The 14,619-nt window shown below is 62.1% G+C and carries 17 protein-coding genes; 11 read left to right on the forward strand and 6 right to left on the reverse strand.

Annotation, left to right across the window (positions count from 1 at the left end):
• Positions 1 to 66: 66 nt before the first annotated feature.
• The 11 genes from bchL to RAK1035_RS18525 all read left to right on the forward strand — a co-directional run bounded on the left by bchL (position 67) and on the right by RAK1035_RS18525 (position 9,143).
• Entirely contained in the window at positions 67 to 963 is an 897-nt protein-coding gene (bchL, locus tag RAK1035_RS18475) for a ferredoxin:protochlorophyllide reductase (ATP-dependent) iron-sulfur ATP-binding protein (protein WP_037297426.1), read from the forward strand.
• Positions 963 to 1,685 (forward strand): magnesium protoporphyrin IX methyltransferase, encoded by a 723-nt coding sequence (gene bchM / locus RAK1035_RS18480; RefSeq protein ID WP_008280371.1) that lies wholly within the window; start codon positions 963 to 965, stop codon positions 1,683 to 1,685. Before bchL ends, bchM begins: the two co-directional genes overlap by 1 nt.
• Complete coding sequence (locus RAK1035_RS18485) at positions 1,682 to 3,124, forward strand: PucC family protein (RefSeq protein WP_008280372.1); 1,443 nt, start codon at positions 1,682 to 1,684, stop codon at positions 3,122 to 3,124. The genes bchM and RAK1035_RS18485 overlap by 4 nt, the downstream gene beginning before the upstream one ends.
• 27 nt (positions 3,125 to 3,151) lie before the next feature.
• Complete coding sequence (gene puhA / locus RAK1035_RS18490; protein WP_008280373.1) at positions 3,152 to 3,925, forward strand: photosynthetic reaction center subunit H; 774 nt, start codon at positions 3,152 to 3,154, stop codon at positions 3,923 to 3,925.
• 15 nt (positions 3,926 to 3,940) lie between these two features.
• Positions 3,941 to 4,573, forward strand: coding sequence for a photosynthetic complex putative assembly protein PuhB (puhB, locus tag RAK1035_RS18495; RefSeq protein WP_008280374.1), 633 nt, complete (start codon positions 3,941 to 3,943; stop codon positions 4,571 to 4,573).
• 15 nt (positions 4,574 to 4,588) lie between these two features.
• Complete coding sequence (gene puhC / locus RAK1035_RS18500) at positions 4,589 to 5,056, forward strand: photosynthetic complex assembly protein PuhC (protein WP_008280375.1); 468 nt, start codon at positions 4,589 to 4,591, stop codon at positions 5,054 to 5,056.
• 15 nt (positions 5,057 to 5,071) lie between these two features.
• Positions 5,072 to 5,368, forward strand: a complete 297-nt coding sequence (locus RAK1035_RS18505) for a hypothetical protein (protein WP_008280376.1) — start codon at positions 5,072 to 5,074, stop codon at positions 5,366 to 5,368.
• Positions 5,365 to 6,489 (forward strand): magnesium-protoporphyrin IX monomethyl ester (oxidative) cyclase, encoded by a 1,125-nt coding sequence (gene acsF, locus RAK1035_RS18510; protein ID WP_008280377.1) that lies wholly within the window; start codon positions 5,365 to 5,367, stop codon positions 6,487 to 6,489. The genes RAK1035_RS18505 and acsF overlap by 4 nt, the downstream gene beginning before the upstream one ends.
• A gap of 63 nt (positions 6,490 to 6,552) precedes the next feature.
• Positions 6,553 to 7,365 carry a putative photosynthetic complex assembly protein PuhE gene (gene puhE, locus RAK1035_RS18515; RefSeq protein WP_008280378.1) on the forward strand — a complete coding sequence of 271 codons (813 nt, stop codon included), beginning with the start codon at positions 6,553 to 6,555 and terminating at the stop codon, positions 7,363 to 7,365.
• Positions 7,355 to 8,569, forward strand: coding sequence for a 5-aminolevulinate synthase (gene hemA / locus RAK1035_RS18520; RefSeq protein WP_008280379.1), 1,215 nt, complete (start codon positions 7,355 to 7,357; stop codon positions 8,567 to 8,569). Before puhE ends, hemA begins: the two co-directional genes overlap by 11 nt.
• A 127-nt stretch (positions 8,570 to 8,696) precedes the next feature.
• Complete coding sequence (locus RAK1035_RS18525; protein WP_008280380.1) at positions 8,697 to 9,143, forward strand: c-type cytochrome; 447 nt, start codon at positions 8,697 to 8,699, stop codon at positions 9,141 to 9,143.
• A 2-nt stretch (positions 9,144 to 9,145) separates the two neighbouring features.
• Here RAK1035_RS18525 and dxs read toward each other — a convergent pair whose 3' ends face one another.
• The 6 genes from dxs to pufB form a co-directional block, all read right to left on the reverse strand.
• The gene (gene dxs / locus RAK1035_RS18530) at positions 9,146 to 11,074 is read right to left on the reverse strand and encodes a 1-deoxy-D-xylulose-5-phosphate synthase (RefSeq protein WP_037297510.1); all 1,929 of its coding nucleotides are present in this window, start codon (positions 11,072 to 11,074) and stop codon (positions 9,146 to 9,148) included.
• A gap of 88 nt (positions 11,075 to 11,162) precedes the next feature.
• Complete coding sequence (pufC, locus tag RAK1035_RS18535; protein ID WP_008280382.1) at positions 11,163 to 12,257, reverse strand: photosynthetic reaction center cytochrome PufC; 1,095 nt, start codon at positions 12,255 to 12,257, stop codon at positions 11,163 to 11,165.
• A 3-nt stretch (positions 12,258 to 12,260) separates the two neighbouring features.
• Entirely contained in the window at positions 12,261 to 13,250 is a 990-nt protein-coding gene (gene pufM, locus RAK1035_RS18540) for a photosynthetic reaction center subunit M (RefSeq protein ID WP_008280383.1), read from the reverse strand.
• Positions 13,251 to 13,253: 3 nt separating this feature from the next.
• Positions 13,254 to 14,093: a photosynthetic reaction center subunit L gene (gene pufL / locus RAK1035_RS18545; protein ID WP_008280384.1), complete on the reverse strand. Its 840-nt coding sequence runs from the start codon at positions 14,091 to 14,093 to the stop codon at positions 13,254 to 13,256.
• 113 nt (positions 14,094 to 14,206) lie between these two features.
• Complete coding sequence (pufA, locus tag RAK1035_RS18550) at positions 14,207 to 14,368, reverse strand: light-harvesting antenna LH1, alpha subunit (protein WP_008280385.1); 162 nt, start codon at positions 14,366 to 14,368, stop codon at positions 14,207 to 14,209.
• Between the two features lie 15 nt (positions 14,369 to 14,383).
• Positions 14,384 to 14,533: a light-harvesting antenna LH1, beta subunit gene (pufB, locus tag RAK1035_RS18555; RefSeq protein ID WP_008280386.1), complete on the reverse strand. Its 150-nt coding sequence runs from the start codon at positions 14,531 to 14,533 to the stop codon at positions 14,384 to 14,386.
• Positions 14,534 to 14,619: the final 86 nt, after the last annotated feature.

Below are 14,619 nucleotides of genomic sequence, written 5' to 3' on the forward strand. Positions count from 1 at the left end.
ACACCCCCGGAGTATTTCGGGACCGATGAAACACAACATCACGGCGCAAGCCGATTGGAGGACCATATGAGCCCGCGCGACGACATTCCCAACTTGAGGGGACAGGACGGCGAGGGATCGGTGCAAGTGCATCAGGACGCCGATATGAAAATCGAAGGCGCCAAGGTCTTTTCGGTCTATGGCAAAGGCGGGATCGGCAAATCGACCACCTCGTCCAACCTTTCGGCGGCCTTTGCCGCCATGGGCAAACGGGTGTTGCAAATTGGCTGTGACCCCAAGCATGACAGCACCTTTACCCTGACAGGCCAGTTGCAGCCCACGGTGATCGACATTCTCAAGAGCGTGGATTTCCACGCCGAAGAATTGCGCCCCGAGGATTTCGTGACTGTGGGCTGGGGCGGCGTGAAATGCGTCGAGGCTGGTGGCCCACCTGCGGGCACCGGCTGTGGTGGCTATGTGGTCGGCCAGACGGTCAAACTTCTGAAGCAGCATCACATGCTCGATGATGCCGATGTGGTGATCTTTGACGTGCTGGGGGATGTGGTCTGCGGTGGCTTTGCAGCCCCGCTGCAACATGCCGACCGGGCGCTGATCGTCACCGCCAATGATTTCGACAGCATCTATGCGATGAACCGGATCATCGCGGCCGTGCAGGCCAAATCCGCCAATTACAAGGTGCGGCTGGCGGGCTGCGTCGCCAACAGATCCAAGGACACCGATGAGGTGGATCGCTATTGCGACGTGGTGGGCTTTAACCGCATTGCCCATATGCCCGATATCGACGCCATCCGCCGCTCGCGCCTCAAGAAAAAGACACTGTTCGAAATGGAGCTGGATGAAGAGGTGCAGATGGTGCGCGATATCTACACCGGGCTCGCACAACATCTTTGGAATGGCACCGATCCGCTGGCCCCCGCGCCGATGGAAGACCGGGACATCTTTGAATTGCTAGGGTTCGATTGATGCGAGACTTCAGCGCACCTCCGGCCCTTGGGACCCCACAAGATGACTGGGCGCAGACGCGCGACCGGGTCGAAACCTATTTCGACCGTACCGCGACCCAAGTCTGGGAGCGGCTGACGAGTGATGCGCCGGTGTCAAAGATCCGCCAGACCGTCCGCGTGGGCCGTGACCGGATGCGCGCGCAGATGCTGGCGCGCCTGCCGCAAGACATGCGCGGGCTGCGCGTGCTCGATGCGGGCTGTGGTGCCGGGCAAATGACAGCAGAGCTGGCCGCGCGCGGGGCCGAGGTGATGGCGGTGGATATTTCCCCCGCCCTCATCGACGTGGCGCGGCGGCGCTTGCCAGAGGCGCTCGCCCCGCTGGTCAGCTTTCACGCAGGCGATATGCTCAATCCTGCCCTTGGCCGGTTTGATCACGTCATGGCGATGGACAGCCTGATTTATTACACCGAATCCGACCTCGCGCGCGCGCTTGATGCGCTGGCCGCGCGCACCACCGCAACGGTGGTCTTTACCGTAGCGCCGCGCACGCCGCTTTTGATGGCGATGTGGCGCATGGGCAAACTTTTCCCGCGCGCCGACCGCTCGCCCAGCATGGTGCCCCATTCGGCCAAACGGCTACAACGGGCGCTGCGCTATGCCGGCAGCACCGCCAGCCTGCGCCCGTTGGCCCGCGTGACCTCAGGCTTTTACATCTCTCAGGCGATGGAGGTTCACAGATGAGCACGCGCCGCCCCTCCCCCCTGATGGCACTGACCACGCGCTGGCTGCCCTTTGCCGATGCGGCAAGCGAGGGTCTGCCACTTGGGCAACTGTTGCGCCTGTCGCTCTTTCAGGTGTCGGTGGGGATGGCGACGGTGCTTCTGTTGGGCACCCTCAACCGGGTGATGATCGTGGAACTCTCCGTGCCGGCCCTTGTGGTTGCGGCGATGATCGCCCTGCCGGTGCTGATCGCGCCGTTCCGGGCCCTGATGGGATTCCGGTCAGACACACACCGCTCCGCCTTGGGGTGGAAGCGTATCCCTTATCTCTGGTTCGGCTCGCTCTGGCAGATGGGCGGCCTTGCCGTCATGCCCTTCGCGCTTTTGGTTCTGTCGGGCCAACAAGAGGTGGGGCCGACATGGGCAGGCGAGGTGCTGGCGGCGCTGGCGTTCCTGATGACCGGCCTTGGCCTGCATATGACCCAGACCGCCGGTCTGGCCTTGGCCAGCGACCGCGCAACCGATGAAACGCGGCCCCGCGTCGTGGCGCTGCTCTACGTCATGTTCCTGTTGGGCATGGCGATTTCGGCCATCGTGATCGGCTGGCTTTTGCGGGATTTCGCACCTTTCACACTGGTGCGCGTGGTGCAGGGGGCGGCCTTGGCAGGCATCCTGCTCAACCTTGTGGCACTCTGGAAACAGGAAAAACTCAATCCCATGAGCCGGGAAGAGCGCGAGGCCCCGCGCCCCGAATTCCGCGCTGCTTGGGCGGATCTTATGGCGGGGGGCACAGCGGGGCGGCTGCTGGCGGTCGTGTTCCTTGGCACCATGGCCTTTAACATGCAGGACGTGCTGCTCGAACCCTATGGCGGCGAAGTTCTGGGGCTGTCGGTCTCCTCCACCACGATGCTCACCTCGGTCTGGGCGATTGGCGCACTTTTGGGCTTTGGTCTTGCAGGCCGCGCACTGCTGCGGGGGGCAAATGCCTACCGGATGGCGGGTACGGGCCTTTTGGTTGGGATCGTCGCGTTTTCAACCGTGATCTTTGCGGCGCCGATGCAGGCGCCTGCCCTGTTTTTCGCCGGGGCTGGCCTGATTGGTCTTGGCGGCGGGCTTTTCGCAGTCTCGACCCTTACGGCAGCCATGGCGCTGGCCGCAGGCGGCGTTGCCGGGCATGGCCTGGCGCTTGGGGCTTGGGGGGCCGCACAGGCCACCGCGGCGGGTCTCTCGATTGCCATCGGCGGCGGCGTGCGCGACGTGGTCAATCATCTCGCCCTTTCCGGTCAGATGGGCGAGGCGCTCAGCACGCCCGCCACTGGCTATTCCGTCGTCTATCACGGGGAAATTGCCCTTTTGTTCGTTACCCTTGCCGTCCTTGGCCCGCTGGTGCGGTTCAAACAGGCCGGCAGCACAACTCACTCCGGGGGCGGCCGCATCGGGCTGGCCGATTTCCCCACATGACCTGCGATCGCTCGAAAGGAGTCTGATATGACCGAGCCGTTCTTTGGAAATTTTGATCTCGCAAGCCTCTCACTCTGGCTGTTTTACGGATTCTTTGCCCTGCTGATTTTCTACATTCAGCGCGAAAACATGCGCGAGGGCTATCCGCTTGAGGATGACGATGGCAAGCTGTCGGCCAATCAGGGCCTGTTTCCGCTGCCAAGCGACAAGACCTTCAAGCTGCCGCATGGCCGGGGTGAATTGACTGTACCCTCGGGCCAAAACCCCGAGCGTACCGATCTGGCGCTGGAAAAGACCGCGGCTGGCAATGGCTTCCCCTTTGCGCCCACCGGCAATCCGATGGTTGATGGGGTTGGTCCCGCCTCTTGGGCACCGCGCCGCGATGTGCCGGAACTGGACGGCCACGGCCATCCCAAAATCGTGCCGATGGCCGCAACCGAGCATTTCGTGGTGGCCGCAGGGCGTGATCCGCGTGGCCTGCCGGTGATGGCCGGTGATGGCGAGATCGTCGGCAAGATCAGCGACATGTGGATCGACGAGCCCGAGCAACTGGTCCGTTACCTGGAAATCGAGCTGGCCGCACCGCATGGCGAAGGCAAGCGTCTGGTGCCGATCACCTTTGCCCGGATCAAGTCGGACCGCGTCAACGTCCGCTCGATCTTTGGCCCGCATTTCGCAGGCGTTCCGCAACATGCCTCACCGCGACAGGTCACCCTGCTCGAGGAAGACAAGATCAGCGGCTATTACGGCGGCGGCACACTCTATGCCAGCACCGCGCGGCAAGAGCCACTGCTGGGATAAGAAGGAGCCAAGACCATGAGCCACGACGATTTTGCCGTTGAACCCGTAAGGGGCCTGCCCGAAACCCCGCCCGAGGGCGAGCGTATCCTCTGGCAGGGAGCGCCCGATTGGTGGCGGTTGAGCGTCGAGGCGCTCAGCCTGCCATGGGTGGCAGGCTATTTCGTCGTGCTCGCGGTCTGGCGGTTCATCACCATGATGGACCAGATGCCACTTGTCACAGCCATCGCGGCCGCCCTGCCGCTGGTGATCATGGGGATCGTGGTCTGCCTTATGCTGATGCTGGTCGGCTATATTCAGGCCCGCGCCACGGTCTACACGATCACCAACCGCCGCGTGGCCATGCGCATCGGCGCGGCGCTCACGGTCACGCTCAACCTGCCCTATACGCAGGTCGGGCGCGCCGATCTCAAACTGACCAAAGGCGGAACCGGCACCATCGTGCTCGACCTCATGGGCGACACGCGCCTCAGCTACCTCGTGTGCTGGCCGCATGTGCGCCCTTGGGTCATGCGCCGCACCCAGCCTGCGCTGCGCTGCATCCCAGAGGCGGCCAAGGTCGCGCATCTTCTGGCCGAGGCGGCAGAGACCCGCGTTGCCACACCCAAAATCGCCCGCAGCGCCCCGCAGCACGCCCTCGCGGCAGAATGAACAGGAGCGGATAAGATGACCGATACAAGCGCCCCCCGTTACAAGGCCCCAGCAGATCGCGAACTTGTGCCGCGCGTGATGATCCGCGCGATGCTGGGTCTGGTGCTGGCGGTGCTGGCGCTGGTCACTTATGCGCGCCTCACCGATGCTCCGCTGGTCGCCACCCCGCCGGACAGCGAAATCGTGCTGGAGCGCCATGTGTTCCTCAGCGGCGATATGAGCGGTGCCGCCAAGGTTCTCGATGCCAATGGCGCACTGATCGCAACGCTCTCGCCCGAAGAGGGCGGCTTTATCGCCGGCGTATCGCGCGTTCTCGACCGCGAGCGCGCCAAGCATGGCGTGCCCCTCACCGGCCCTGTCACCATCATCGCCCGCAAGGATGGCCGCCTCTCGGTCTACGACCCCTCGACCGGATGGGGTGCCGATCTGATGGGCTTTGGCCAGACCAATTCGATGGCTTTCACCAAACTTTTGACCCGCTAGGAAAGGATCACCACAATGGGACTTCTGACACGCGAAGTTGAACGCGCCCCCTGCACGGTCGAAATCAGCCACTGTTTCGATAGCTTGCACGCGCATGTGCGTTTCAACAACGGCACCACCGTCTATCCCGGCGACAGCGTCAAGGTGCATGGCCCCGAAATCATGGCCCCCTACGGCATGGTCGTGAGTGAGGATCGCGAGGCCACCATCATCCGCGCCAGCGCCCTCGAACGTCTCTGGACCCGCTGGACCGGCGATTTCGAAGTGATGGAACTCTGTGAATTCTCCTTTTCCGACGAGGTGACGCTATGAATATCGCCGTCAAACATTCCGCCGACGCCACCACCGTCGAAGAGGGTCTGGCCATTCAAGAGGCGAATGCCAAGTTCGACAGCAAGGCCGCCACAGAACTGGCAATGCAGAACACCCTGCTCACGCCGCGCTTTTACACCACCGATTTCGATGAGCTTGACGCGGTCGACGTCTCTTCGGTGCGCGAAGACTGGGACAAACTGATTGATCAGATGGAGGCCGACCCCAACAAGGGCCACTTCAAGAAAAACGAAGATTGGGACCATGTCGATTGGGACGGGATGGAGCCGAAGCTCAAGAAAGAGTTCATCGACTTTCTGGTCTCAAGCTGCACCGCCGAATTCTCGGGCTGCGTGCTCTACAAAGAGATGAAGCGGCGCGGCAACAACAAGGACATCACCCAGCTCTTTCAACTCATGGCGCGCGACGAGGCCCGGCATGCCGGTTTCATCAACGACGCGCTGCGCGAAGCGGGCGTGGCGGTGAACCTCGGGTTCCTGACCCAGCAAAAGAAATACACCTATTTCCGGCCCAAGTTCATCTATTACGCCACTTACCTCAGCGAAAAGATCGGCTATGCCCGCTATATCACGATCTTTCGCCATCTCGAGGCGCATCCCGAACACCGCTTTCATCCGATTTTCAAATGGTTTCAGGAATGGTGCAACGACGAGTTCAGCCATGGCGAGGCCTTTGCGCTTCTGATGAAGACCGACCCCAAACTGACCTCCGGCAAGAATGTGCTGTGGATCAAGTTCTTCCTGACGGCGGTCTATGCCACCATGTATGTGCGCGACCATCAGCGGCCCGCGTTTCATAACGCGCTTGGCGTTGATCCCGATTGGTATGCGCATGAGGTCTTCACCAAGACATCCGACATCAGCAAACAGATCTTCCCGATCACCCTCGATATCGAGCATCCGCGCTGGCAAACCGGGTTGGTGAAGCTGCAAAAGGCGAATGCCGATCTGGCAGTGGCCCGCACGCAGGGCGGCCTGAGCGGGCGCTTGCGGTCGCTGGGCGCACAGATGCGCGCGGCGGCGGCCTTTGTCGGGCTCTACACCATTCCGGCGAAGAAGCACGCCCTGCCCGCTTCGACCCGGATGGAACCGGCCTATTGACCCAAGTGGGGGGCCAGCCCCCCATGCCCCCCGAGGTATTTAAAGCCAGATGAAAGGACAGTCGTGACAAGCCCCTGGATCGCAGCGCTGATGGCGGTTTTTCTCTGGTGGTTCGCCACCGGGGCGATCCTCATTGTCGTGCGGCTCTGCGAACGGCGGGGGGCTGCGGCACGGCGGCGGGCGGTGCTGATGGCGCTGCCCGTACTGGCACTGGGTATCTGGGGCTACGAGACGACCTTGGGGCAAACCGGCACCGGCGCGGCCTGTGGGGCATTCCTCGCGGCATTGGCGATCTGGGGTTGGATCGAGCTCAGCTTTCTCACCGGGGCGATCACCGGACCCAACCAGCGCCCCTGCCCCGCGCATATCGTCGGGTGGGAGCGGTTCATCCGCGCCTGGGGCACGGTCGCCTATCACGAAATGCTGCTGACCGGCGTGCTGATTCTGCTTTGGCTCTATGCCACCGATGCGGTCAACACCGTTGGTCTCTGGACCTTCAGCATCCTTTATTTCGCCCGGATCAGCGCCAAGCTGAACCTCTATTTCGGCGTGCCCAAGATCAATACCGAATTCCTGCCTGCGCAACTGGCGCATCTGGCCAGCCATTTCCGCATGGCCCCCGTGGGCTGGTTCTTTCCGCTCACGGTCTCGGCGCTTAGCTTTGCCGTGGCCTGCTGGCTCGAGCGGCTGTGGTCCGCGCCCACACCCGAGACAGCCGTTGGCTTTGCCCTGCTGGCGGCGATCACGGCGCTGGCCCTTCTCGAACACTGGTTGATGGTGCTGCCATTGCCGGATGCGAAACTCTGGCGCTGGATGCTGCCCGCGCCCAAACCCACACCTGAAAAATCAAGACCGGAGGGACATCATGGATTTTGATGCCATGTTCACGGCGCAACTCGACGCGCTGAAAAAGGAAGGCAATTACCGCATTTTCGCAGAGCTGGAGCGGCAATGCGGCGCCTTTCCCAAGGCCAAGAGCCATGATGCAGACGCACCCGAAGAGGTCACGGTCTGGTGTTCCAACGACTATCTCGGCATGGGACAGCATCCCGTGGTCCGCCAAGCGATGAAAGACGCGATCGACGCCTGCGGCACCGGCGCGGGCGGCACGCGCAACATCTCGGGCACAGCCCATCACCATCTGGTGCTGGAGCGCGAATTGGCCGATCTGCATGGCAAAGAGGCGGCGCTGCTGTTCACCTCTGGCTATGTCTCGAACTGGGCCGCACTCTCGACCCTTGGCGCGCGCCTGCCCGATGCGGTGATCCTGTCGGACGAGCTGAACCACGCCAGCATGATCGAAGGCATCCGCCACAGCCGCGCCAAAAAGGTGATCTGGCGGCATAACGACCCCGAGGATCTGGATCGCAAACTGGCCGCCCTGCCCGCCAATGCGCCCAAGATCGTCGCCTTCGAGAGCGTCTATTCCATGGATGGTGACATCAGCCCGATGGAAGAAATCGTCGAAGTGGCCGAGAAACATGGCGCGATGACCTATCTTGACGAGGTGCATGCCGTCGGCCTCTACGGCCCGCGCGGTGGTGGCGTGTCCGAGGAACGCGGCCTTGCGCATCGGATCACCCTGATCGAAGGCACACTGGGCAAGGCCTATGGCTGCATGGGCGGCTATGTCACCGGCTCTGCCGCGATGTGCGACTTTATCCGCTCTTTCGCCAGCGGCTTTATCTTTACCACGGCCCTGCCCCCGGCAGTGGCTGCGGCGGCGACGGCCAGCATCCGCCACCTCAAGGAATCGCAAACAGAGCGGCAGGCGCAGCGCGCGCAAGTGGCGCGGTTGCGCAGCTTGCTGGACCGGGTGGGCATTCCGCATCTGGACAATGACAGCCATATCATCCCGGTGATGATCAAGGACCCGGTCAAATGCCGGATGCTGGCTGACATCCTGATGCGCGACTATGGCATCTATGTGCAGCCCATCAACTATCCCACAGTGCCCAAGGGAACCGAACGCCTGCGCTTTACCCCCGGCCCGCTGCATACCGATGCCGATCTCGACCACCTCGTGCGGGCCCTGACCGTGCTCTGGAAGCAATGCGCCCTCGCGCATGCCGTGGCGTGATATTTCTGGCCGTCAAACGCATAGCGCACGCGGTGTGACAACCGCGTGATCTGCCCGCCCCGCTGATTGACCTGACCTCAAGACCGCCCACCTAATAACGGGAAAGCGGAGGCGAGGAGGTCTCAGCATGCGCAACCTTTGCGCGATTTTGATTCTTGGGCTTTTGATTCCTGGGCTGTCGGGACTTGGCACCGCGACGCTGGCCGCCGATGCACAGCGGGGCGAGGCGCTTTTCAAGGATTGCCGGGCCTGCCATTCAATCATCGACGAGACTGAAACGCCGGTGGTGCGCGGTGGGCGCACCGGCCCCAATCTCTATGGCGTGATCGGGCGGCACGCGGGCAGCGTGCCGGGCTTCAACTACTCCCGCTCGATGGTGGCGGCGGGTACATCCGGCCTACGCTGGAACGAAGAGGGCTTCGTGGGCTACATCCGCGATGCCACGGCATTTTTGCGCACCTACCTTGATGATCCGCAGGCACGCGGCAAGATGGCCTATCAATTGCGCGATGTGCAAATGGCACAGGATGTCTGGGCCTATCTTCAGACCGTAACACGCCCGCCTGCGCCGTAGAGTCAGCGCACCTGCCGCAATGGCACCACTTCGGCCCGCCCTGCCACAGCGGCACGGATCGAATGGGCAATATCCGTGGCCGACAGGCCCGCATCGGCATACATATCCGCAGGGTCCGCCTGATCTATGAACCGATCCGGCAAGCAAAGCGTGCGCAGGATCAGCCCCTTGTCAAACGCGCCACGCCGCGCCAACTCGTGCAGAACCATGCTGCCAAAGCCCCCCATTGCCCCCTGTTCCACCGTGATGAGCGCGCGGTGATGGCCAACCAGCTGCATCAAGAGGTCCGTGTCGAGCGGTTTGGCAAAGCGGGCATCGGCCACGGTCACGGTAATCCCGTCATCCGCCACCATATCGGCCGCGACCTGACATTCAAAAAGATGCGCGCCAAAGCTGAGGATCGCCACATCGGTGCCCTCCTCGATCACGCGGCCCTTGCCAATGGCCAGCGGCTTGCCCCGTTCGGGCAGCGCAACGCCCGTGCCGGATCCACGCGGATAGCGAAAGGCAATCGGCCCTGCATCATGCGCGGCAGCAGTGGCGACCATATGGACCAATTCCGCCTCATCGGCCGCCGCCATCAGGGTCATGCCCGGCAGATTGCCGAGATACCCGATGTCGAACGCGCCCGCATGGGTGGCACCATCGGCCCCCACCAGCCCCGCGCGGTCAATGGCAAATCGCACCGGCAGCCCTTGCAGGGCCACATCATGCACAACCTGATCATAGGCGCGTTGCAGGAAGGTAGAGTAGATCGTGCAAAACGGCTTCAATCCGCTTGCCGCCATCCCGGCGGCAAAGGTCACAGCGTGTTGCTCGGCAATGCCCACATCGAACACCCGCGCCGGAAACCGCTCGGCCATTTTGGTCAGGCCAGTGCCATCGGGCATCGCGGCGGTTACGGCAACGATGCGATCATCGCGCGCCGCTTCATCGACCAGCGCTTGTCCGAATACACCCGTGTAGGACGGCGCACCGGGTTTCGATTTCGCCTGAGCGCCGGTGGCCGGGTCGAATTTCGACACGCCGTGGCCCTTGTCCGCCGCCCCCTCGGCCGGGGCATAGCCCTTACCCTTGACGGTGCAGACATGGATCAGAACCGGCCCCGTCGCCCGCGTGCGCGCAGCGCGCAGCACAGATAGAAGCTGCCCCATGTCATGGCCATCAATCGGCCCGACATATTGAAATCCAAGCTCTTCAAACAGCGTGCCAGAGCCCGTGAGCCCCGTCACCAATTGCCGCGCGCGCTTGGCGCTTTCTCGCAACGGCGTCGGCAGCGCCGCCTCGAACCCTTCGGCGAGAGACGCCATACGCGCCAGAGGCTCGCTGGCATACATGCGGCTGAGATAGGACGACATCGCCCCAACCGGCGGCGCGATACTCATTTCGTTGTCGTTGAGAATGACAAACAACCGCCGGCCCTCGGCCCCAGCGTTGTTGAGCGCCTCATAGGCCATGCCGGCGCTGATTGATCCATCGCCAATCACGGCAATCGCATCGCCCGTCGCCTGCCCCATGTCGCGCCCGACAGCAAAGCCAAGCGCGGCACTGATCGAGGTCGAGGAATGCGCCGCGCCAAACGGATCGTAGATCGACTCGCTGCGCTTGGTGAACCCCGACAGCCCATCCTTTTGCCGCAGCGTGCGGATACGGTCGCGGCGGCCGGTCAAAATCTTGTGGGGATAGCATTGATGGCCCACGTCCCAGATCAGCTTGTCCATCGGCGTGCTGAACACCGCGTGAATGGCCACTGTCAATTCGACCACGCCCAGGGATGATCCCAGATGCCCGCCGGTTTCCGACACGGCGGAAATCACCTCGGCGCGCAATTCATCGGCAAGGGCGGCCAATTGCCGGTCCGGCATCTGGCGCAAATCCGATGGTCCGGCGATACGGTCCAGAAGCGGTGTGTTGGGTCTGGTGTGGGTCATGGCGGCCTCCTCCCCGGTGGCGCTGATGCCACCCGCGCGAGGGGCGGCAAAGGGCAACGGGGGCGCATCATAGCGCCCCCGTGCTTTGTCAGTTGCTGTAATCCGGCTCGCCGCTTGTCGTGGCAAGCTCGGGCCAGTCGCCGATCACATTGGTGCCTTGCAGAGGCTGCTGATATCCCTTGTGACAGGTCTTGCAGGCGGCCTTGGGCGCGTCAGCATAGACAGGTCCCAGCCGGTTCTCGGGCAAGAGACCCTCAAGCGGCACGAGATAGGTGTTGTTCAACTCCAACACCATTTCGATCCCGAGGATTTCCGTGCCCCACTGCGGTGTGACCTGCGCCCCGTCATAGAAGGCGCGGGAATTGTGGCAGAACACACAGTTCACCCCAAGCGAATTGCTGACATAATTCATCAGCGAATAGGTCCGCTCGGCCTGCTGGATACCCGGATAATCATCCGTGCCCGGCACACCCGCCACACGGGATTCAAGATCATGCACCTTGATGCTCTCGCCATCGAGCAGGTATTTCTCAAGCGCGTCCGAGGGCAACGAGGTGTATTGCGACTGCACCGTCACCCGGTTCTGATTGGCCGACCAACCCTCGACGGCCTCATTGACCGGGCTGATCTTGTACCAGATGTCCGAGGGCACCGGCTGACCACGGTGGCAGGTGTAACAGGTCACACCCACCTCCTTGTTGGCGTTGACGTGACCGGACCATTCCTCGTTGAGGTTCTGGGTCATGCCGATCATGACATGGCCCACAGAGGTCTGGTAATTGTCCGGGCTCTCGAAAAGATCGGGAATTCCGGTCCAGACACGCATCGCGGTCAGCAAGCGATCATAGTTCTCAACCGTGAGGTTTTCCAACCCCGGCGGCACGTTTTCACGGGCCTCACCGGCGGTCTGCTCGCCCCCTTGTGGCACAACGGGTGCCGAGGTTGAGGCAAGGAAGCTCTCGATCGAGGGATCGGGCTTGGCCAGATCCACCTTGAACTCGGGCACCGACATGCCCGTGCCGCGTGGGCCGGTCTGCATACTCTCGGTGGCATAGGGCTGGCCCCATGTCACCAAGAGAGCTGCCACAAAGACCGCGCCGCCCACTGTGCCGATGGCCACCGCCGGACCAAAGATATTGGTCGGATTGTCACGGTTCCATTTGTCAAACCATTTGGGAAACATGGCTTACTCTCCTTTTCCGATAAAGGCCTCGTAAGAGCCATAAGCCTCGTAGCCATAAGACCCGTCGTACATCGGCGCAAAGTTGTGCTCTTGTGCCCAGATGAACCAGTTGTCCACGACCGTGCCGGTCAGCAGGATGCCGATACCACCCGTAATCGGGGTGAGAACCGCAAACCACCAGGCCCAGCGGTGAATCCCCTCCATCGTCGCGTTGAACCCCATGGTCCAGCGCCAGAAGAGGGCCGCACGCTCAGACGCCGTGCCGCGGTCGACGATCTGTTCCAACTCCCGGTCGCCGCCAAAGCGGGTCACAGCCAGAATGGTCGCCCCGTGCATCGCAAACAGCAGCACCGAGCCATAGAGGAACACGATCGAGAGACAGTGGAACGGGTTGTAGTAGAGGTTGCCGTAGCGGATCGAGAACGCCGTGGTCCAGTCAAGGTGCGGGAAGATACCGTAAGGCACCGCCTCGGACCACGACCCCATCAGGATCGGCCGGAAGAGGCCCAGCACCAGAAAGAGCCAGATGGCAGAGGCAAAGGCCCAGGCGACATGTTTGCCCATCTTGTGGCTTGCGGCCAGTTGATAGGTGCGCAACCACCAGGCACAGACCGCCACCAGCAGAAAGAACGAGCTGATGATATACCAACCGCCATCATTGAGCGGCGGCATCGACAGCCCATGCTCCGGCCCCGGCGGCTCCAGCGCCAGCCAGAAGAGTTGGCGCAGAAACTCGGGCAAAGACCAGCCCACCTGCGCCAGCATATTGAGGCCGACGATAAAGAACCACATGAAGCCGCTGATCAGGCTGACCACACCCAGCATGCCGAGGTTGATCGGCCCGATCTGCGCGTTGCCAAGCCAACCGACGAGGGTCGAGAAGAAGGGCTTGCCGGCGCGTTCGGCCGTCAGCCGCCCGCCGGTGTCGTCCATGCCCATCTCGGGCGTGCCCTGCACCTGAACTTGGGTGAAAATGTTCTGATATTCAATCATGGTTCACATCCCTACCTGAGAGGGCCAGATCGGCAGGTCGAGCCACCAGTTCCACCACTCGGGCCAGCCTTTGGTCCAGACCGGGCCGGAAATGATGATACAGACCGCCGAAAAGAAGACCGCATTGATCGCCAGAAGAAAGCCAACGCGGTGGATGCCCAGCGTGCCGACAGAATAGCCAATGAAGTCGCGAAAGAAGGTGTCCTCGTGATCGGGCGTCTTCATCTCTTCGCCCTTCTCGGGGTTGGCCGCCGACAGGATCAGGCCGCCATGCAGCGCCAGAGCAAAGGTGGTGGTAAAGAACAGCGTCACCGCCAGCATATGCGCCGGATTGTAGTGGAAGTGCAGATAGGCATATCCGGTATTCGAGACCCAATCGAGGTGACTGAAGATCCCATATGGAAACCCGTGCCCCCAGGCCCCCATCAGAAGCGGGCGAAAGATCACCAGCGTCACATAGGCCAGGATCGCGAAACTAAAGGCAAAGGGCACATGATAGCCCATCCCCAGTTTGCGACAGATTTCCACCTCGCGCAGCGCCCAGCTGATAAAGGCCCCGGTGGCGCAGAAGGTGATGATTTGCCACAACCCTCCCTCCATCAGCGGTGCCAGACCAAGACCGTAGCTCAGGTCAGGTGGCGCGATGTTGATGAGCCATGGGTTGAACGTCCCCTGTTGCGACGCTCCCCAGAAAATCAGGATCGTGCCAAGGGCTGCGAAAAATGCGGTCGTGACCCCGAAGAAGCCGACATAGAAGGGCCCGACCCAAAAATCGAACAGATCGCCGCCAATCAGCGTTCCTCCGCGGACACGGTACTTTCTTTCAAAACTGAGCAAAGCCATCTCGTGGTCCCCGCGTTGTCCGGCCGTCGCGGGTGCCCGCTCAGCCGTTTCGTTTCGTTAGGTAGCCGCGGGCGGCGTTGGCCCCGCCCGCAGCGATCATTGGGACAGTGAAATCACTGACCATACTTGGCAGCGGCGATTTCAAACCAGTTGAAACCGTCGGTGCTGAGCAGCACGAGATGGATCATCGCGGCCAGAAGGAACAGGAACGCGCCCTGCGCCACGAAAACGCGGCGGGGGTCGAAAATGAGCCAGATCTTGTAGAACTTTGCCATGTCTATCCCCTATCCTTAAAACCACGGGAACCAGATGAAGGTTGCAATGTGTGCAACCACTGCAAGTGCCGTGAACAGCCAAAGGCCACTCATGTACACAGAATGCAGCTCCTGGGCCTGCTCGTCGGTGAGACCTGTGAACGACAGGTCAGATTTATCAGCCATGAACTTTCCTCCGGAACGTTATGCTGACGTCGCGTGCCCCGCGACCGGGTCCTTCGGGGCCTGCATGGCCCCGCAGGGTTCTGTCC

This window comes from Roseovarius sp. AK1035, assembly GCF_003288315.1.
GTDB lineage: Bacteria > Pseudomonadota > Alphaproteobacteria > Rhodobacterales > Rhodobacteraceae > Roseovarius > Roseovarius mucosus_A.

Coding starts and splice junctions, on each gene's coding strand:
- pufM (WP_008280383.1), bottom strand. CDS start 13,250: ATGATTGAATATCAGAACATTTTCACCCAAGTTCAGGTGCAGGGCACG.
- bchM (WP_008280371.1), top strand. CDS start 963: ATGCGAGACTTCAGCGCACCTCCGGCCCTTGGGACCCCACAAGATGAC.
- pufA (WP_008280385.1), bottom strand. CDS start 14,368: ATGGCAAAGTTCTACAAGATCTGGCTCATTTTCGACCCCCGCCGCGTT.
- RAK1035_RS18525 (WP_008280380.1), top strand. CDS start 8,697: ATGCGCAACCTTTGCGCGATTTTGATTCTTGGGCTTTTGATTCCTGGG.
- pufC (WP_008280382.1), bottom strand. CDS start 12,257: ATGTTTCCCAAATGGTTTGACAAATGGAACCGTGACAATCCGACCAAT.
- RAK1035_RS18505 (WP_008280376.1), top strand. CDS start 5,072: ATGGGACTTCTGACACGCGAAGTTGAACGCGCCCCCTGCACGGTCGAA.
- dxs (WP_037297510.1), bottom strand. CDS start 11,074: ATGACCCACACCAGACCCAACACACCGCTTCTGGACCGTATCGCCGGA.
- bchL (WP_037297426.1), top strand. CDS start 67: ATGAGCCCGCGCGACGACATTCCCAACTTGAGGGGACAGGACGGCGAG.
- acsF (WP_008280377.1), top strand. CDS start 5,365: ATGAATATCGCCGTCAAACATTCCGCCGACGCCACCACCGTCGAAGAG.
- pufL (WP_008280384.1), bottom strand. CDS start 14,093: ATGGCTTTGCTCAGTTTTGAAAGAAAGTACCGTGTCCGCGGAGGAACG.
- puhB (WP_008280374.1), top strand. CDS start 3,941: ATGAGCCACGACGATTTTGCCGTTGAACCCGTAAGGGGCCTGCCCGAA.
- hemA (WP_008280379.1), top strand. CDS start 7,355: ATGGATTTTGATGCCATGTTCACGGCGCAACTCGACGCGCTGAAAAAG.
- puhA (WP_008280373.1), top strand. CDS start 3,152: ATGACCGAGCCGTTCTTTGGAAATTTTGATCTCGCAAGCCTCTCACTC.
- pufB (WP_008280386.1), bottom strand. CDS start 14,533: ATGGCTGATAAATCTGACCTGTCGTTCACAGGTCTCACCGACGAGCAG.
- RAK1035_RS18485 (WP_008280372.1), top strand. CDS start 1,682: ATGAGCACGCGCCGCCCCTCCCCCCTGATGGCACTGACCACGCGCTGG.
- puhC (WP_008280375.1), top strand. CDS start 4,589: ATGACCGATACAAGCGCCCCCCGTTACAAGGCCCCAGCAGATCGCGAA.